A 17,908-nucleotide genomic window follows, 5' to 3' on the forward strand; every position below is an offset into this window, starting at 1 on the left:
AGGTCGCCCCTTCGGGCAACGCTGTGAAGCATTTTCTCGTAGCCACCTTCGCCAGAAGGTGGTGATTCGTATTGGCCAGCTATCATCCACGCTCTGGCGAGAGCATAGCTACAAAACACAACCGCCGTAATTTGCCGTCTCTATATGCTTCACAGCATTGCCAATCATTGTTCGCGTTTCAAAAAGATCGCGATGCCGTTGACTTAGCCCTAGTCTCTCCTGCGGAGTCTGTCGCGTTTCCTACTGCAGACTACCTGCTAGGAACTCCAGACTACAACGACGCTTCCAAAGTTCTTGGGGATGTTCGCACGGGCAGGGCGGAGCGAGGAACGACTCGACTCGGTTGGCTCGCGCCCGGTAATCATGCGGGCTGCTGTCATCAACTTTCTAGTACCGACCTTTAACCTTCCATCGCTCTTTGAATTTCGGAGTGGAGTGCCGATCGGCTGGGGTACTTGCTTCGTAGCTCTTTGACCTTGGTCTGCGCGTAGGCAGGACCAAGCGCCTCTTGAAGCAATTTCAAATCGCTTGCGGCTCGTTGGTACGATGGCCGCTTCCTTTCCTCGATCGCCTCGTCAATGCGGCGGAGAATCGGACCGGGATCGCTTGCGATTGATTGAATTTGCTGCTCGTGCCGCTCGCGTTGCAATCGTTCGGCTTCGGCTTTTTTCCGAGCCTTCTCGGCCTCGATCGCTTCGCTCCGCTGCCTTGCCACTTCATTGGCTTGTCGCAGCATCTCGCGCAGACTGCTGCGTCCCGGTACGGGCTCACTTGGCGAGAACAATTCGTCCGTAATCTCGCGGAGCAACCGTTGCGGTTCCGCAGTGGGGTTGCACAAAACCTGCTTCAATTTTGTACTCAGTTGCTTGCGATCCTGGTTTCGCAGCCATTTATCGATGCGTTTTGCATCAAGTGTTTGGTCTTGCAAGTCGGCCGAAGCCTGCGCCGCCACATCGAGTAGATCACGGTCGACTTCGAGGTACTCGGCCAGTCGATCCAGACCGGGGTGCGATTGCTTTAGTCCAGCCGGAATGGGCGGATCTCGATCGTCGTCATCATCAGAATCAGGATCAAACCATGCACACAGCGCCAAGTAGGCCACATACAGCGGTCGCATGTCACCGCGACGGATCATCTCCCATAGCGGAACAAAATCGGACGCCAACGTCTCAAGCTCCCAAACCACGTCGAACGTCCCCGCGTCGCCTTCGGGTATGATCATCAACGTACCGCCGCTCCCCTGCTCATCCGGTTCCCAGCAGATTTGCTCGCCATCGGTGTATTGATCGACCAAGTCCCCAAAGGCAAACCCGTCGCGAAACCGAAAGTAGAGCAGGCGGTGGCCGAAGTTTGAATAATGAACAAAAAGGTCGTAACCTCGGCGGAGCATCTCGGGGGCGTCGCCGTGAAAATCGCCAAAATTGTATTCGTTGGTAAACCGCCACTCATCAATCTCCGCTCGCGAAGATTGTGAGAGCATGAATTTGATGGCTTTTTGATCAAGCGGTGACTCGATCGCCCTGAACTCGATCCATTGATACTCGGACATTGACGTCGGATCCTCGTTTGCTGCAACGTTGACGGAGTGGACGAGGCAGTGATTCCCAGTTCATCTTGCTGAGACACACGGACTCGTTTTTGCGCTCGACAACGCCCCAACGAGTATCTCCTCATCGTGAAACCGCATTGTTTGGTGTTACAGTCCAGCAGTGAAGGGGACGTGCAGCGAATCCGAGCGAAGGGATTGACCTGATGGCGAGAAACGAATCGTAAGATCGGTGCTTCGCAAATCGGGTAATCTGATTTAAAACGCCGCAGACACCTCGCTGGAAATTGAACAAGCTCGATCTTTTGAAATACCCCATCACTCCTGACGGCCGCTACTTTGTTCATCGAGAACGGCTGTGGCGCTGCACGAACCCGAACCTGGATGAGCAAACTCGCCAGCGACTAGTCAGTGAACTGATGACCGCCCGCCGCGAAGTCGCCGCCGCTCGGCGATCGAGCGACGACAATGCACTGGCCGCCGCTCGCAACAAGGTGCACGCCGCCAAAGTCGCATTGGGCGAACGCGGGCCGACGTGGTGGGACGACGACCGCGACTACAATCGCTACCTGATCAAGAACACGCCTTACGCCGATTGGTGGTCATCTCGTGCGACGTAGCGACAGCAAACATCCACGCTCTGGCAAGCGTAGCTACGAATGTGCAAACATCAGCGATCTGGCGAGTGTGGCTGCGAAGGTGATGCCCGGTGCTTTACGGCCCGCGGATCCGTTTCTATCCATTACGTGACGACTTGGTGGAGGGTGTTGGGCGAGTCGTGCTCGGTGGGTTGCTGCGGCGGTGTCGAGTCGTCAGCGTCGTTGACACCGGGCGTCGTGGCGGCAGCGTGATCACCTTGCCGCATCTGCGCCGGGGCGGCATAGCACTGTAACAAACCGCAGTGTTGGCAACGCCATGTGGTCACGGGATAGACCTGCTCGCGTCCCAACATGAACGATCCGAAACTGCCGCTCGCCCAGAACAAGGTGTCTTTTTGGAACTCGCCAAAACGATCAATCAAAAAGCCCTCTCGCATCGGAGCGTGACAGGACGGGCAATGATGCGTGATGAAAGACATCGTTTGGTCTCCTTCAACCTTCTCGGTTCTGGTCACATTCAATCAGGGCACGAATCAGATCGCGGCGGTTGCCAGAGGCTGCCATTTTGGTACGGGTATAAACCGCGATGACAAGCATTGACCGCAGCTCCCGTCGGTCTCACCACGCCAGTTTTTCTTAGCATGCCAGTCTGTCGCAACACGGACGTGTGGCGGATCCAAAGTTGCAAAGGATGTACCGCAGAGAACTTGCCGTGCTGGCTTGCCGCAGCGTGCTGTGAGCATTTCGCCGCATCGGGCCGAGCGACAGTTTGTCGGTTGGGACGTCAAATTGACACGAAGTCGACACGCACGTTTTTCAGCGGGAAGCTTCGCCACCATGTTGATTCGCAATTGGTACAGCCGTTGCAATTTTACCCAAGTGGCCAGCAAAGACTGCCACCGAGGCACACTCGGTTAATCCCATAAAAAATCAACTTGAAACACGATTCTTCTTTTGAACCCGTTTGAAAGGAGGGTACGAACATGTTAGCAACTCGATGGGAACCTTGGACGGAGCTGAATCGACTCAGCCGCGAAATGGATCGGCTGTTTAGCCGCGGCGGTAACGGCGGCGTGATGGGCGTCGGTAGCTTTCCCGCTTTGAACGTTCGCGAAGACGAGGATAACGTCTACGCCGAAGCTGAGTTGCCCGGCTTCCACATGGATGATATGGAAATCTACGTCACCGGAAATCAATTGACGCTCAAAGGCGAACGCAAGCCACCGGAGCATGAAGGCGGAACATGGCATCGCCAAGAATGCAGCTATGGCAAGTTCAGCCGCATGATCGAATTGCCCGGTGACATCGACAGCGAAAAGGTATCGGCCGAGTTCAAAAACGGCGTGCTGCACATCACGCTGCCTAAGAGCGAAGCCGTCAAGCCGCGACGAATCGAAGTCAAGGCAAACTGATCCACCCCGTTTGGACGATCACGAACAAACCAAATCCCTAAAATCTTTGGAGGTGAACCATGAGCACCACCATGACAACAACCAATCAAAACGAAACCAAAAATCAGAACGACCATGGACGACTGAGCCAATATCAGAACGAAAACAATCAACAAGCTCGATCGACCTACCAACCTCGGTTTGACATTTGGGAAGGCGACGACGAGTTGATCCTGTACGGCGATCTTCCGGGCGTCGAACGTGACGACTTGGATATCCAATTCGAGAACCGTCAACTGACGATCCACGGCAAGGTGAGCTGCTGCCATGATGGCGAAGGATACCTGTACAGCGAATACGGTGTCGGCGACTTCCAGCGGACGTTCATGATCGGTGAAGCGATCAACAGCGAAGCCATCTCGGCGGAATTGCACGATGGCGTGTTGACGCTGCACCTGCCGAAGTCCGATCACGCCAAACCGCGACGGATTGAAGTGAAAGCCAACTGATCCGTTGGCACCTATCCCCACCCTCCCGCCGCCCCGTGCGGCGGGAGGAATTTGCAAAACCATCGTTTGTGACAACCCGAAAGCGACCTCCGACATTCGGCCGCTTGTTGCAAAACGAAGTCATTTGAAACCATCTGAATAACGAAAGGAGGCACCTTCCATGTTTGACAAATTGATTCCTTGGAAACGAAGAAACGACGACCGTGGACATTCACTGACGGTCGGACACGACGACGATCCCATCACCGCTCTGCGGCGAGATTTCGACAATCTGCTCTCGCGATTCTGGAACGAAGACCCTCTTTCTCGTTCATTCGCCCATTTCGACGAAAACGAGAACGAGTATGTGATGTCGGCTGAAATGCCAGGTTTTGAACCGGACGAAATCGACATCAAAGTCAGCGGCAATGTGTTGACCGTGAAGGCGGAACACAAGCAAGAGTCGAAGAGCAAGAACGGAAGCTCCTATCACTACGGCAGTTACCAGCAATCGTTCGCCTTGCCCGCAGGGGTGAAGGACGACCAGATTGACGCCAACTACCACAGCGGCGTTTTACAAATCCGACTGCCCAAGGATGAATCAAGACCGTCGAAACGGATCGAGGTGAAAGCGGCTTGATGAGGTAAACCGTTAAGCGAACGTCCGTTCGTTTAACGGCTGGCCGAAGGCGTCCATCACTGCGAAACCATCGCAGACGCCTTCGGCCAGCTGTTAAACAAATTGACTCGCGGTCACAGGAGATTCAACATGAAAACCAATCGCCAACGCATTGTTCCGATTCTCGCTGGCTTATCTCTGCTTTTCATGCTGCCAGCGATCACATTTGCTGCCGAGACAAAATCGAAAACCGACAATGCCACCCAAGCTCGACTTGGCGTCGGGGTGACCTCGCTTCCCGAAGTGCTAAAAAGCCACCTGCCGGCCGTGATCAACGATGGCCGCGGTGTGCTCGTTTCGGAAGTCGCCAAAGGCTCGCCGGCGGACATGGCGGGACTGAAGCCGCACGACGTGCTGGTTCGCTACGATGACCAAGATCTGTATTCACCTGAGCAACTTGTCAAACGTGTCCGCAACGATGAGCCCGGCAAAGAGATCGAAGTGCAATACGTTCGCGGCGGCGAGTTGCAGACAGCGAAGGTCAAATTGGGCGAACAAACCTTACAAAAACCGATCTACTCGGACTGGTCGGGCGTGACCGGACGCTTCAACATTCCGTTTTCGCCGTTGCGGCCCGAGTTCTGGACCGAAGCACAAGACGAATTGGGATCGGGAACCGAATGGACTTCGTTTGAGTCGTTGACGCTGCAAAAGGAAGCCGACGGAACTTACTTGGTACGTATCACCTACCAAGACACCAGCGGCAATTCGGTCAGCAAGGAGTTCACAGGGACACGACAACAAATTCGTGACGCCATCAATGACGACAACGACTTGCCACAAAGCCGCAAGGACCAGTTGCTGCGATCGCTCGATGACCGCGGACGTCAACCGCTGCAGCGGATGCCATGGGAACGTTGGGATCGAGAAATTTTTCAATGGCCCAACGTTGACTTTTAATCAATGACCGAAAAAGAGAGTATCAGTGTCGTTTAAAGAACGTGACGTACCCGGCAAGCGAGATCAGTCCGCCAACCGTCAGCACTCCGATGCCGCATAACAGATAAACTAGGATGCTGTTTGGATTCTCAATCACCATGACTCGGTCTCCGTTGCCGGGAAAGAACGTTTGCATTGGACGTCGATTGCATGGCCGACGTCACTAGCAACCCCGTCATTAGCAACCACGGTGCCAACCGTCAAATTCACATCCGCAGTGACCTATCGATGGCGATCGGATGCCAATTTGTCGCTTCGCCGGCGGCAAATTGGCATTTCGTTTTTCTAGAATCGCAGCGTCGATTGGATGTAGGTAAATTCGCCGTCATTGCCACTCGCTCCGTTAGGAGCAATTCCAGCGGGGCCGCCTTGGATGACGGGGCTGTCAAAATAGTCGCCTGCCCACAGGTAGCTGTATCCAACCAAAAAGTGAGCTCGCGGCGAAATGCTCCAACGCAACTGCAAATCCAACTCGTGGCCAATCTCGTTGCCCGCGGACCCGGTGGGATCTTGGAACGATGCCGCAGTGCCGTTGGTGTACAGCGCGTCTCGGCGGTTGGCGAGCCAGAAGTTGTGGAAATGGATGCGACATTCCAAGTCGTCGCGAATCGCAAGCGACGTCTGCACATTCAAGTCTTGAATGTTTTGGCGCCCTGTCAAATCGGCGAGTCCCAAGTAGTAGTGTCCACGAGGCTCGAGCTGGTAGAACGTTCCGTGAACGCCGTCGTTCAAATCGTCATCGCCTGATGCCCAATCGTAGAACAGCCACGTGGTCGGTTTCAGGGGCAATCGTTCAAAGGTGCGTCCGAGACCGACGGTGGCAAAGCCCGCCGATTGACGCGAACTTGAGAAACTTCCGAATTGGTAACCTCCTTCGAGTTCAAACTGCACTTCGCCTTCGCTACGCAGAACGCGACCCCCGATCGTGTGAACATCAAAACCACCAGGAACCCCGGCAAACGTTTGCACGAGTTCATCTTCTTCGGTCATTCCAAAGTAATAAAGGTCGTATCGTGCCGTGTCGGTTTTCGTTGTACCAAAGACCCCATAGAACTGGCGGCTTTGGTCGGGGCTGTCAAAATTGGTATCGTCGGGCCGATGCTGTGCCAGATCGATTGGCCGCACCCAGAACGCATCGACGCGTGCGGAATCGGACTTCCACCAACTCCGCACCCCATCGTGCGTCAGCGGTGTGTTCCGCCATGGACGGCTGGCGACAAGCCGTTGCGATCCATAGTGCATTTCTTGGCGTCCGAAACGCAGCCACCATTCTTGATCGTCACCAGTGCTTAACAGTCGCGCATCCACGGCAAGCATTTGCATATCGAAACGGTTGACTTCGCTGCCCCGCGGCGGTAAATCTTCGCCATCGCTGGTTGCATCGATCGCTTGCCCAAAGACGCGCCAGTTGTCTCCGATGTGAACGTCCGCGAACAACAATGTTTGCGACAGAGTGAATTCGTCACTGGCACCGGTCAATCGGCGACCGCTGCGAAGATTGTTTTCGTTGTGATACCGAGAACGGAATCGACCGCCCAAATCGATTGTAACATCGCTGATGGGACGCAGTCGCTTCAGCCGCTCGCCCAGGAACTGTCCTTGGTACGACGGATCGTCAAGGTAGCTGAAATCGTTGTCGATGAAGCTCTGCTTGTAGGCGGCTCTGGCGACCTCGGCATCATCGGCACGCGTTGATGAAATCACCAACATCGGGATGGTGATCGCGAAGAACAATACACGGAGCTGGGGATATCGATTGGCGTTCATATCGCCAAAGATCGGCCCACTACATGTCTTTAGCACAAGGAAAACATGCATTCGGGGGCCATATCCAACCGTTCAACGAGGCAGTTGAATTACAATCGGAGTAATCAAAATCATCAAACGTCGCGATTTTCTTTCGGGTACACGACATGCGTATCGTCCATCAATTGCTGATTGCAACGATCCTGCCGACGATTTTGATTTGGTTGGTAGGCATCTATGCGACCAGTGTCAGCGAAACGAGTTTGCGGCGTGCCATCGAAGCGAACTCGGTTACGCGCGCGCAAGAAGTCATGGACGAAGTCGATTGGATCATCCAAACTCGCGCGACCACGTGGCAGGCCTATCTGCAAACCGATTTGGTGCGTCAGACGCTGCGGCAATCCAATGACGAGATGATGCAGATGGATGATCCGGCGAGGCTGGTTGAGCAACGCGACCAACAGTGGCGAGCCACCCCCGTACACGAAACGATCCCGCTGATGCAGCAGGTCATGAACAATGATCTGGCCCGCGATTTCAATGTTTGGCTGCGTCAATTGGAAAAATCAGCGGGGCATGCTGTTTTCGGCGAGGTGTTTATCACCAACCGATTTGGTGCGAACGTGGCCCAAACCAACCGCACCTCCGACTACCGCCAAGACGACGAGTCATGGTGGCAGATGGCAAAGGAAAACGGATTGCATATCGAAGACGTCAGCTTCGACGAGAGCGCAGGAATCTACTCGGTCGACATCTGTCTAAAGGCGGTCGACGAGGACGATGAATTCCTGGGCGTCATGAAAGCCGTTTTGAATATTCAAGAACTGATCGACATTGTCGACAAGTACAAACGGAACAGTCAAACCGATGGCTATCTGTTGCTGTTCGATCGGAACCACAGCGTGATTCGCGAGGCGGGAGAAAATTCGACGGGGCTGCGAGACGGCAGTGAATACTTTCGAGACGTCGATTTTGATCAGAACGAAAACGCCTTTGTTGCCAATCTAACCAACGTTCGAGACGGAGAGGATTTGTTAGGCGCATTTGCCGTTTCTCGTGGACATGGTGACTTTGCCGGAATGGGCTGGGTTGTACTAGAAGCACGAAAGACTTCGGAAGTTTTTGCTCCGATCAAACGACTTCGCAACCAGATCATTTGGTTGGCGTTTGCGGCGACGCTGCTAGTCATCGTCGCGGGATGGTTGATCGCCCGATCGGTCACCCGTCCCATCGACGTGTTGCTGCGAGGTGCTCATCGCATCGGCCAAGGAGAACTCGAGTACCGGATTCCTGCTGCCGGTCAGAATGAAGTCGCCAAGTTGAGTGCGGGATTCAATCAGATGGCGGCTAACTTGCAATCGATGGTCGATGACCTGAAGAGCAAAGAGGAAACGCTGACTCAGCAAAACGAACGACTGGAATCGCAACGTTTGACGCTCGCATCGCAAGAAGAAATGTTGAAGGCACAGCGTGAACGGAACACGCTTTTCGAAGCGATCGCCGATACCGTTGGACGTCTTAACTCAACCAGCGACGACATTCTGTCGACGACGTCGAAACAGGCTCGTGGTTCGCACGCCCAGGCTGCCGCGGTTTCTCAAGCTGCAAGCACGATGAATGAGATCTCGAGTATCGCTCACGACACCGCAGGACGAGCCAAGGGAATGGTCGACGAAGCAGAGCATGTCGAAGCGACTGCGGAAACGGGTCGTGAAGCGATGGGAAGATCGATCGAAGCGTTGGAGTCCGTCCGAAGGCAAGTCGAAGAAACCGCCACTCACGTCATCTCGCTTGCCGAACGAGCGCAGGCGATTGGCGAAATCACCTCGACGGTCGACGATATCGCCGAACAAACCAACGTCCTGGCACTGAACGCTGCGGTGGAAGCCGCACGCACGGGCGAGCACGGCAAAGGATTTGTGGTGGTGGCTGCCGAGATCAAACGGCTGGCTCAGCAATCGATGCAGTCCACACGCGAGGTGCGTGGTATTTTATCAGAGATCCTGCATGCCATCCGCAAGGCCGTGGAATCGTCTGAGCAAGAAACGGTGGTCGTTGCCGAAGCCCGCCAGGTCGCTCAGCAAACCGGCGATTTGGTTCAAACGTTGTTAGAGACGATCTCGGCGTCCGCGTTGACGGCAAAGCAGATCGCTGCGGCCGCAACACGCCAGGCAACCGGCACGGTCGAGCTTGACAAAACAATGCAGGATATGGAACGGATGACGGCCGAACACGCAGCGGCGCTGCAAGAAATCGAGCAATCGGCAATGAACTTGACCGAATTGAGTACCGAGCTAGCGGAGCTGACGTCGGAATCCGCCAACGGACAAACTTCAAAAACAGGCAACGCAATGCGGTCGACAAGCTTGGACCACGACGCCACCACCTTTCCGAAGTAGCTTCCCTGTTGGGCAATCACGAAACAGCAGCCGGCGACTCGCTTGGGCGGGATGGAGACTGTTGCCATGCAGCGTCGTGCCCCCAATCCCGCCGTCGGACGTCGCGGTCCTGATATGCAAATCGTAGCGGAAGTCGTCAACGGCTTGTTGATTTAGTCGTACGATGGACTTCCTAGTCCGTCGAATAACACCAATGACGGACTAGGAAGTCCATCATACACCCTTGCCGCAGGAAACTTCATTAAATCAACAAGCCGTTAACGGCTTGTTGATTTAATGAGCCGCGACGCGTCAGCGGCCGGGTCCCGCGTGCTACCCGGTGCCTTACGGCCCACGGCTCACTGTTGCGACTTGCATTTCGATTAAATCATCAAGCCACTCAAGACTTTCGTTCCAGGGTGGATGCTCCCCGAAACTCTTGACGAGTTCCGCTACAACAAGATTTCGAATCCCCTAAGCTCGCGTGGGGTTGATATCATGAGCGAATCCCAACTTCACGCACCTTGCGAGGCGAGTCCCCATGCTGCAAACGATCTTTCGAGCGACCGTGATCACGCTTTTCCTTACCGCGGTCGCGGTCGCAGACGAACCGCTCTTTTCGGGACCTCAGGTGGGCGAGGCACTTCGGCCCTTCGAGGCTATCGCAGCCTTTGGCGACACCGCCACTATCAATGCCATTGACGGCACAAACGATTCACCGATCTTAGTCGTCTTCGTCCATCAAATCACGCGTCCTTCGGTTGGCCTGATGCGTTTGCTGATGGAGTTTGCGGCTAGCAAAGAACCATCTGGATTAACGTCGCGGCTGGTCTTCCTTACCGACGACGTCACCGAAACCACCGCCTTCCTCAAACGAGCACGTCACGCGTTGCCGCGAAGTGCCACGCCGTTGATTTCGACCGATGGAATCGAGGGTCCCGGTGCGTATGGGCTGAATCGAAAGGTGACCCTCACGGTGCTTGTTGGATCAAAGGGCGTCGTGACCGCCAACTTTGCTCTGGTGCAACCCAGCGTGCAGGCGGACGCGACAAAAATCGGTCACGAGATCATCAAGGTCTTGGGCGGCACCGAAGCACCGACTCTGCAGCAGATGGGGTACAAAGAACCTCGGATGGCGATGAATCGGACGGGACAGCAACCCGAGCAAGAGGCGATCTATCGTGAAAAGATGGTCCCCGTCATCCGAAAGGATGCCACCAAGGAAGAGGTTATTTCGGCGGCGACCGATGTCGAAGATTTCGCCGCCAAGAATCGCTGGTTCCGCCAACGCGTTTACCAGGCGTCTCGGCTTATCACCGAGGGGCCTCGGCTAAAAGAATACGGGACATCCGAAGCGCAAGCGTATCTGAAGAAATGGGCAAAGGAATTCACGCCGAACGAAGACGAACCGGCTGAAAAAGAATAATCATGCGAACGATCTGCTTCATCGTGTGCACCAGTTTGCTCTGCGCTGCGGCCAGTCCTGGCGAGGAGATCGACTTTGATACCGACGTGGTGCCACTGCTTTCCAAGGCAGGCTGTAACGCGGCTAGCTGTCATGGCAGTGCAGCGGGTCAGGCAGGTTTTCGCTTGTCGCTTTTCGGAGGCGATCCCGAATTCGACTACCGATCGATCGTAAACGAACTGGAAGGACGCCGTGTTGATTACGTGACACCACGAAGAAGTCTGTTACTGACAAAACCGACGGGACAATTGGATCACGGTGGCGGCGAGGTGATGGAATCGACTTCCGAAGCCGCTGCGGTGATAGCGGAATGGATTGCAGCGGGTGCGGCACGAAAAAAGCTGCGACTACTGGAGCGGCTGATCGTCACCCCGACTTCGTTCGCCGCGACCTCGATTCCGGCAGAGTTGCAAATCAAGGTAACGGCGGTTTTTGGCGATGGGTTACAGCGTGACGTGACCGAATCGGCCATCTACGTCAGCCAAGACGACTCGGCACTGGTTGTCGATGAGGCTGGCGCAGCGACGGTGAAACTTAGCGGACAACATGTCGTTACCGTCCGGTACGGCGACCAAGTGACTTCGCTATTAGTCACGTCCCCCATCGGATCAAAGATCCCCACTCTCCCCGACTCGGCCCGCAGGAATTGGATCGACGACGAAATCAACGCAAAACTTCTCGCTCTTCGTCTGGCACCCGCCAAACCCTACAGCGATCTCGAGTTTTTGCGGCGTGTATCATTCGATCTTACCGGTCGCTTGCCCTCGGCCGCGTTGGTCCAGCACGTTGCATCCGCCTCCGCTCCCATCAATCGAGCGGAGTTGATCGACGAATTGCTGAGTTCGGACGAGTTCACGGACTACTGGACGCATCTCTTGGCGATTCAGCTCCGCTTACAAAAACCGGGCACCGACACCCTGGCGGCCAACGCCTTTTACCGTTGGTTGCACGAACAGGTTGCCACCGACGCGAGTTGGGACTCGATCGCCAACTCACTCGTCCTTTCGCAAGGGGACTCTCACGAGACGGGTGCGGCTACGGTGCATCGCTATTTCGCAACCGCCCGTGAGGAAGCCGAATACATGAGCGAAGTGCTGATGGGAGTGCGGCTTCGCTGCGCCAATTGTCACAACCATCCACTCGATCGCTGGACGCAGGATGATTACCACGGATTGGCAGCGGTTTTCGTTGGCCTCGATCGCGGACAAGTGGTGCGGTTCACAGGCCACGGCGAGATCACGCATCCCCGCACCGGTGAACCCGCGATTGCCAAGATCCCTGGTCAATCATTCATGCTCGGCGGTGTTGACCCGCGGAAATCGTTTGCCGATTGGCTGACCTCGCCCGAGAATCCCTACTTTGCCAAGGCGATGGCGGGCCGAGTTTGGCAGGCCCTGATGGGACGCGGACTGGTGAGCCCGGTGGATGATCTGCGTGCGACGAATCCCCCCTCGCATCCTGAATTGTTGGATCGGTTGGCAGACTATTTTTCGAGCAACGACTTCAAACTACGTCCCTTGATCCGGCTGATCTGTAACTCGGCTGCCTACAACCGTGCAGGTCAAGCGATTGACGGTGAGAAAGTCGACGATCGTTTCTACGCCCATGCGATCCCCAAACCATTGTCGGCAGAAGTCTTGGCAGACGCCATCAGCGACGTCACCGGCGTGGCGGATGACTATGCCGGAGTTGGCCGGGCAATCAATGTGGTCGACCGAACGGTCTCGGCAAGCAAACTGGAATTCTTGGGTCAATGCTTGCCCGGCGAGCCGTGCTCGTCCGACGAAAGGGGTGACCGAGGAATCGCCTCGCAGCTTCATCTAATAAACGGTGGGCTGATCAATGAAAAGATTCGTGATTCGAATTGCCGCCTGCGATCGCTGATTGTCCAGGGTGCCTCGACCGACGAGATCGTCAACACGTTTTATTTGATTGCGTTCAGTCGGCCGCCAAGCAACGATGAACTCGCCGGCTGGGTCGATCGAATCGATTCCATCGCGGCCCCGCATGAGCGAACCGCTCGCCTTGAAGATTTCCTTTGGGCTCTTTTGAACTGCCATGAATTCTCAACCAACAACTAAGTGGCAAGCCGCCACCGACCACAACTCCATCGGTCGACGAGACTTTCTTTACGTCGGTGGACTGACCGCTTTGGGACTCGGTCTAGGCAGTCATATCGACCGAGTGAATGCGGCGAGCCCGGCTGCTCGCGCCAAGTCGTGCATCCTGATTTGGTTAGACGGCGGCCCCAGTCATCTTGAAACGCTCGATCCGAAGCCCGATGCGACCAAGGAAGTTCGTGGCCCCTTTAAAGCCATCTCGACTTCGGTGCCGGGTATTCAGATCAGCGAGTTGATGCCGCGTACGGCGGCCGCGATGCAGCACACCGCCATCATTCGCTCAATGACGTCACCGCTTGGCGAGCACAATTTCGGCACTCACTATTTGCTGACAGGCTACAAACCAACGCCTGCACTGAATTATCCTGCCATCGGATCTGTGGTGTCGCACCTGAATCGGCGTCACGGTGAGATACCGTCGCATGTGGCGATTCCCGATTTGCGAGTGGGCGGGGGAACGTTTGCCGCCGCTGGCTACCTGCCGCCGCGTGTCGCCCCGTTTGAAGTTGGCGGTGATCCTGCCAGTCCCAACTTTCAGGTTCGTGATCTCGATCCGTTCCCCGGCATCGTTGACGAACGGTTGGAACGGCGACGGAGCTATCTGCAAACGTTGAACCGAGTCCAGGAAGCAGCGCAAAACAATCCGCCCAACGATGCCGCCTTCGAGCAAGCGTATCGGTTGATGACTTCGCCGGCGGCCAAGCGTGCCTTTGATCTGTCCGCGGAAAGTGACGATGTGCGTCGCCGCTATGGCGGCAAATCAATCGGACAATGCTGTCTGCTCGCACGCCGATTGGTCGAGGCGGGGGTTCCGTTTGTTACCGTGAACAACCGCGGCTGGGATACGCACAATGACCTAGTCACACGTCTGAAGGATGGCTATACCGGGGCGAAGGTACCGGTGGGGCTCGTGCCATCGCTCGACATGGCTTACGCCGCGTTGATCACTGATTTGCACGATCGCGGTTTGCTTGAAGATACGCTAGTCGTTGTGATGGGCGAGTTCGGCCGCACCCCGAAGCTCAACACCCAGGCCGGTCGCGACCACTGGCCTCGCGTGTTCAGCGTGATGATGGCGGGCGGCGGCGTAGCGGGAGGCCAAGTTATCGGCTCGAGCGACGACATGGGCGAAAGCCCCAATTCCCGTCCCGTGACGCCAGCAGATCTAGCCGCAACGATCTATCGACTGCTCGGTATCAATCCGGCGACGACACTTTACACCAGCGACGGTCGTCCGGTCCAAGTCACCGCCGATGGCATCGCACTAAACGAGCTGGTATGAACCGATTCACGAGTACAACGCGATTCCGCTGGATGTTTACCCAGCAGCCCATCGCTGGCCGGTTTCGCCGCAGCTTTGTCACCGCTGCGGTGTTGATGTTGGGAACCATCGGCTTGACGCAAAGTTATGGAGCAGAACCACCAATTACCGCGCTGACAATTTCGGCTGACGACACGACACTGGTTGCCGGTTCGCAGTTGGGAGTTCACGTCATCTCCTGGCCCGATCTCATCCCCACATTCGTCCGGGAAGTCGGTTTCCCACAGATTTACGACTTAAAATTTTCGCCCAATGGCAGGCAACTTCTAATCGTTGGCGGCGCTACAGCGGAATACGGAGAATGGAAACTTGTGTCGTGGCCAGGATTCGAAGTGATTGCGACTCGCACCTCGCACCGCGATGTGATTCATTCGGCGGCCTGGTTGTCCGATGACCTGTTTGTGACCGGCGCGGCCGACCATGATTTGATCCAGTGGCGTCTGTCCGATGGCGAGGCAGAAGAGATGCGTGTCGTCCATGGGCACTCGCGTCGTGTGTTGTGCGTCGAATCGATAAGTGAGCAGAACTTGGTGGTTTCGGCCGGCATCGATCAGGTCTTAAGAGTGTGGAGCGGTGAACAGGGGATTCTGTCAGAGCCACCGCTTCGAAACCTGGACAACCACACCGGGGCTGTCTGCGATCTTGCGGTACGGCCCGGTGGGCATGCAATTGTTTACCTTGCCTCGGCCAGCGTCGACAGAACGGTTCGGTTCTGGCAGCCCACGATCGGTCGGCTGGTTCGGTTTGCGCGGCTGCCGGTCGAGCCAACTTCGATTGCTTGGAGCCGCGATGGTGAGCGACTCGCCGTCGGAGGCTCAGACGGAAAACTGAGAATCATCAACCCCAACACCGTCGAAATCGAACAGACACTCGACGGAATTGACGGCTGGATTTACGAAGTCGCCGCCGCGGGCGACGGTAGCTTTGCGGTCGCCGGTGCAGGCGGCGCGATAGCAAGAGTGATCGCCGCGGAACCATCGAAATGATGGATTCGTTACTGGCAGTCATCGCTTGGACCGCGTCGGGCCGAGAGCGAATTAGTCGTGTGAAGTAACTGGACAACACTTTTTTGGGACGCTTGAAGGATTTGGCAGCTTACCGGGGATCCAGAGCATCGGATACACTTTCATGAAGAGTTCTACCCTGCGTCAAATATTTGGATGATCGTCATGCAACGAACCGCCTATGCAATTTGGGTTGCCACCTTGATCGCGTTTGGGACGCATGCGTCTGCAGCGGAGCCGTCTCCGGCTTCCGTGTTCGAGCAGCGGATCATGCCGATCTTCAACTCACCGAATCCCTCAAGTTGTGTGCAGTGTCATCTTTCCTCGGTCGACCTAAAGGACTACATCCGGCCATCCAGTCGCGAGACGTTCTTGTCACTGCGAGACCAGGGCTTGGTGGATGTTGATCGTCCTCGCGAATCGAAAATCCTGCACTTGATCGAGATGGGCGAATCCGATTCGGATTCGCTGGCCAAGCGAATTCATGCAAAGAATCGTGCTGCGGAATACGAAGCCTTCGCGTCTTGGATCGCAGCCTGTTGCCAAGACTCGGACTTGGTGAATGCCACAGCGATCGAGTCGAGCGTCGCGGCCGGTCCCAAGACACCGGTCGAGGTCATTCGGCACACCCGCAAAGATCGGGTTCTCGATTCCTTCGTACGAAACATTTGGTCTCAACGCATGCGATGTTTTCCGTGTCACACGCCGGCAGAGATCGACGCGGATAATCCGATGCACGCCAAGCCAATCCAACGACACAAGGAGTTCGTCGCCAAGTTTGGAGCGAAGATGAACATCTTTAAGGAGACTCCTGAGCAGACATTGCAGTCGTTGATCGCAAGCAGTCGAAAGCGGCATGGCGATGATTTGCCGCTAATCAACGTGGACGCCCCCTTACAAAGCTTGCTGCTGCTAAAACCGACGGCCAAGGTTCCTGCCAAAGATGCCAATGGAAACCTCGGCAAGCCATCCTCGGTCGCACCGGTCTCGCACCTGGGCGGCATCAAAATGCACTCCGACGATCAATCGTACAAAGCGTTCGCGGCTTGGCTGGAGGACTATGCATTGGCTGCGACCGGGGGCTATCAAGATGGCAAATCGATTCCCAAAGACAACTGGTACCCCACCGAGCACGTGATCCGCATCAAAGGGCTTCCCGCGGACTGGCCCAATTTGTCCACGGTTCAGATTTTTGTGCACCGCTGGGATTCCGAAATCAATGATTGGTCTGCAACCCCAATCGCGTTCACTCAATGCAAAGTAACGCCACGCAAGATGGTCAATGGATCGTTGTTCGTGATCGCGAGCGACGACCAGCGTGACGATCTGTCGCCCGACGGCGAAACCATTCCGGCGGGAAGGGTACAGCTAAGACTCTATTTGGATCGTGACGAGGTTCTTCGTGATCAGCCAACGAAGCTGATTCACAGAGACTTGCCGGACGCGTCCGCCGTGATCGATGCAAAATTCGAGAAGGGGTTCAAAAACGCGGACGTTGTCGAAGCCGAGCATGTTCGGATGCCCGGCGCGTAAGGTCCTGTTTGGGATTAACTTCGTGATTCCAGTTTGGTTACAAATCACGCGGGTCAAATGTTAGCTGTTCCGACCCTCTGACGCCGGCAAAAAGCGAGCGGTCCACTTCATCAGACTTCTTCAGCACAGCGACATCACCAGTGGACTCCATCACGACAGCGAACACCTGCTTGGGGTGCGTGATCCCTGCCACTCGAAGATGAGAATTCAAATCATCGTTTGTGACTCGGGCGCGGGTCAGGTTTTCGTCGAGGACCCTGTCGCCGGCCATCAGCAACATTGGCTCGTTATCAACAATGGACTCGACGAACGCCGCCAAACGCCGACTTCGAGAAACGATGTACTGGATCAGAAACAGGACGGCAAGTCCGAAGCACCCGGATGCTAACGAGGGAGACTTCGTGAGCAGCGTGGAGGCAATCACCGAACCGAAGGCAATCGTGATCGCAAAATCGAAACTTGACATTTTAGAAAAGCTTCGCAGCCCAGACAGCCGGGTCAACAGCAAGAGGGTGACGTAGATGCCAAGCCCAGAAATCAAAACCATGAGGAGCTCAGTTCCGCTGGCCGTTATCCAAGTCCAGTCATTCATAGCAAGCTCACAATTTCGTAAGTGGGTGTCTTCGGCTTCGCGGCCTGTGTCGATTCAAAATCGATGTGATTGCCTCAGAGTGCATCTCGAGGAAAAGGTGGGATTGT

16 protein-coding genes are annotated in these 17,908 nt (G+C 55.6%); 11 read left to right on the forward strand and 5 right to left on the reverse strand.

Going from position 1 to position 17,908, the window contains the following annotated elements; genetic code table 11:
- Positions 1-400: 400 nt before the first annotated feature.
- Positions 401-1,549, reverse strand: coding sequence for a hypothetical protein (locus ABEA92_RS03990; protein ID WP_345682492.1), 1,149 nt, complete (start codon positions 1,547-1,549; stop codon positions 401-403).
- Between the two features lie 302 nt (positions 1,550-1,851).
- Here ABEA92_RS03990 and ABEA92_RS03995 point away from each other — a divergent pair, with 302 nt between their 5' ends.
- A complete protein-coding gene (locus ABEA92_RS03995; RefSeq protein ID WP_345682493.1) occupies positions 1,852-2,166 on the forward strand; it encodes a hypothetical protein in 315 nt (104 codons plus the stop codon).
- A gap of 122 nt (positions 2,167-2,288) precedes the next feature.
- Here ABEA92_RS03995 and ABEA92_RS04000 read toward each other — a convergent pair whose 3' ends face one another.
- On the reverse strand, positions 2,289-2,624 hold the full coding sequence (locus ABEA92_RS04000) for a hypothetical protein (protein WP_345682494.1): 336 nt from the start codon (positions 2,622-2,624) through the stop codon (positions 2,289-2,291).
- A gap of 504 nt (positions 2,625-3,128) precedes the next feature.
- Here ABEA92_RS04000 and ABEA92_RS04005 point away from each other — a divergent pair.
- The 4 genes from ABEA92_RS04005 to ABEA92_RS04020 all read left to right on the forward strand — a co-directional run bounded on the left by ABEA92_RS04005 (position 3,129) and on the right by ABEA92_RS04020 (position 5,603).
- Positions 3,129-3,557, forward strand: coding sequence for an Hsp20/alpha crystallin family protein (locus ABEA92_RS04005; protein ID WP_345682495.1), 429 nt, complete (start codon positions 3,129-3,131; stop codon positions 3,555-3,557).
- Between the two features lie 59 nt (positions 3,558-3,616).
- The gene (locus ABEA92_RS04010; RefSeq protein ID WP_345682496.1) at positions 3,617-4,045 is read left to right on the forward strand and encodes an Hsp20/alpha crystallin family protein; all 429 of its coding nucleotides are present in this window, start codon (positions 3,617-3,619) and stop codon (positions 4,043-4,045) included.
- A gap of 160 nt (positions 4,046-4,205) precedes the next feature.
- A complete protein-coding gene (locus ABEA92_RS04015) occupies positions 4,206-4,664 on the forward strand; it encodes an Hsp20/alpha crystallin family protein (RefSeq protein WP_345682497.1) in 459 nt (152 codons plus the stop codon).
- A gap of 129 nt (positions 4,665-4,793) precedes the next feature.
- The gene (locus ABEA92_RS04020; protein ID WP_345682498.1) at positions 4,794-5,603 is read left to right on the forward strand and encodes a S1C family serine protease; all 810 of its coding nucleotides are present in this window, start codon (positions 4,794-4,796) and stop codon (positions 5,601-5,603) included.
- A 22-nt stretch (positions 5,604-5,625) separates the two neighbouring features.
- Here the strand turns inward: ABEA92_RS04020 and ABEA92_RS04025 are convergent, their stop codons facing one another.
- Together ABEA92_RS04025 and ABEA92_RS04030 are read right to left on the reverse strand one after the other, a co-directional pair.
- Positions 5,626-5,778 carry a hypothetical protein gene (locus ABEA92_RS04025; RefSeq protein WP_345682499.1) on the reverse strand — a complete coding sequence of 51 codons (153 nt, stop codon included), beginning with the start codon at positions 5,776-5,778 and terminating at the stop codon, positions 5,626-5,628.
- Between the two features lie 149 nt (positions 5,779-5,927).
- Entirely contained in the window at positions 5,928-7,460 is a 1,533-nt protein-coding gene (locus tag ABEA92_RS04030) for an alginate export family protein (protein ID WP_345682500.1), read from the reverse strand.
- A gap of 95 nt (positions 7,461-7,555) precedes the next feature.
- Between ABEA92_RS04030 and ABEA92_RS04035 the strand changes: the two genes are divergently transcribed.
- From ABEA92_RS04035 to ABEA92_RS04060, 6 genes are all read left to right on the forward strand, one after another.
- Positions 7,556-9,787, forward strand: a complete 2,232-nt coding sequence (locus tag ABEA92_RS04035) for a methyl-accepting chemotaxis protein (RefSeq protein ID WP_345682501.1) — start codon at positions 7,556-7,558, stop codon at positions 9,785-9,787.
- A gap of 520 nt (positions 9,788-10,307) precedes the next feature.
- Entirely contained in the window at positions 10,308-11,192 is an 885-nt protein-coding gene (locus tag ABEA92_RS04040) for a hypothetical protein (RefSeq protein ID WP_345682502.1), read from the forward strand.
- Between the two features lie 2 nt (positions 11,193-11,194).
- Entirely contained in the window at positions 11,195-13,312 is a 2,118-nt protein-coding gene (locus ABEA92_RS04045) for a DUF1553 domain-containing protein (RefSeq protein ID WP_345682503.1), read from the forward strand.
- Positions 13,290-14,633, forward strand: coding sequence for a DUF1501 domain-containing protein (locus ABEA92_RS04050; RefSeq protein ID WP_345682504.1), 1,344 nt, complete (start codon positions 13,290-13,292; stop codon positions 14,631-14,633). The genes ABEA92_RS04045 and ABEA92_RS04050 overlap by 23 nt, the downstream gene beginning before the upstream one ends.
- Positions 14,630-15,658 carry a WD40 repeat domain-containing protein gene (locus ABEA92_RS04055; RefSeq protein ID WP_345682505.1) on the forward strand — a complete coding sequence of 343 codons (1,029 nt, stop codon included), beginning with the start codon at positions 14,630-14,632 and terminating at the stop codon, positions 15,656-15,658. Before ABEA92_RS04050 ends, ABEA92_RS04055 begins: the two co-directional genes overlap by 4 nt.
- A gap of 183 nt (positions 15,659-15,841) precedes the next feature.
- Positions 15,842-17,209, forward strand: a complete 1,368-nt coding sequence (locus tag ABEA92_RS04060; protein WP_345682506.1) for a hypothetical protein — start codon at positions 15,842-15,844, stop codon at positions 17,207-17,209.
- A 37-nt stretch (positions 17,210-17,246) separates the two neighbouring features.
- On the opposite strand, the gene ABEA92_RS04065 is transcribed toward ABEA92_RS04060, so the two are convergent.
- Positions 17,247-17,801, reverse strand: a complete 555-nt coding sequence (locus ABEA92_RS04065) for a DUF421 domain-containing protein (RefSeq protein ID WP_345682507.1) — start codon at positions 17,799-17,801, stop codon at positions 17,247-17,249.
- Positions 17,802-17,908 lie beyond the last annotated feature (107 nt).

The sequence above is a fragment of the Novipirellula caenicola genome (genome assembly GCF_039545035.1).
In the GTDB taxonomy this organism is placed as follows: domain Bacteria; phylum Planctomycetota; class Planctomycetia; order Pirellulales; family Pirellulaceae; genus Novipirellula; species Novipirellula caenicola.

Excerpts from the sequence above, each read along its gene's own strand:
- ABEA92_RS04010 (WP_345682496.1), top strand. The coding sequence starts at position 3,617 with ATGAGCACCACCATGACAACAACCAATCAAAACGAAACCAAAAATCAG.
- ABEA92_RS04045 (WP_345682503.1), top strand. The coding sequence starts at position 11,195 with ATGCGAACGATCTGCTTCATCGTGTGCACCAGTTTGCTCTGCGCTGCG.
- ABEA92_RS04060 (WP_345682506.1), top strand. The coding sequence starts at position 15,842 with ATGCAACGAACCGCCTATGCAATTTGGGTTGCCACCTTGATCGCGTTT.
- ABEA92_RS04055 (WP_345682505.1), top strand. The coding sequence starts at position 14,630 with ATGAACCGATTCACGAGTACAACGCGATTCCGCTGGATGTTTACCCAG.
- ABEA92_RS03990 (WP_345682492.1), bottom strand. The coding sequence starts at position 1,549 with ATGTCCGAGTATCAATGGATCGAGTTCAGGGCGATCGAGTCACCGCTT.
- ABEA92_RS04005 (WP_345682495.1), top strand. The coding sequence starts at position 3,129 with ATGTTAGCAACTCGATGGGAACCTTGGACGGAGCTGAATCGACTCAGC.
- ABEA92_RS04040 (WP_345682502.1), top strand. The coding sequence starts at position 10,308 with ATGCTGCAAACGATCTTTCGAGCGACCGTGATCACGCTTTTCCTTACC.
- ABEA92_RS04030 (WP_345682500.1), bottom strand. The coding sequence starts at position 7,460 with ATGCATGTTTTCCTTGTGCTAAAGACATGTAGTGGGCCGATCTTTGGC.
- ABEA92_RS04065 (WP_345682507.1), bottom strand. The coding sequence starts at position 17,801 with ATGAATGACTGGACTTGGATAACGGCCAGCGGAACTGAGCTCCTCATG.
- ABEA92_RS04050 (WP_345682504.1), top strand. The coding sequence starts at position 13,290 with ATGAATTCTCAACCAACAACTAAGTGGCAAGCCGCCACCGACCACAAC.
- ABEA92_RS04025 (WP_345682499.1), bottom strand. The coding sequence starts at position 5,778 with ATGCAAACGTTCTTTCCCGGCAACGGAGACCGAGTCATGGTGATTGAG.
- ABEA92_RS04000 (WP_345682494.1), bottom strand. The coding sequence starts at position 2,624 with ATGTCTTTCATCACGCATCATTGCCCGTCCTGTCACGCTCCGATGCGA.
- ABEA92_RS04020 (WP_345682498.1), top strand. The coding sequence starts at position 4,794 with ATGAAAACCAATCGCCAACGCATTGTTCCGATTCTCGCTGGCTTATCT.
- ABEA92_RS04015 (WP_345682497.1), top strand. The coding sequence starts at position 4,206 with ATGTTTGACAAATTGATTCCTTGGAAACGAAGAAACGACGACCGTGGA.
- ABEA92_RS04035 (WP_345682501.1), top strand. The coding sequence starts at position 7,556 with ATGCGTATCGTCCATCAATTGCTGATTGCAACGATCCTGCCGACGATT.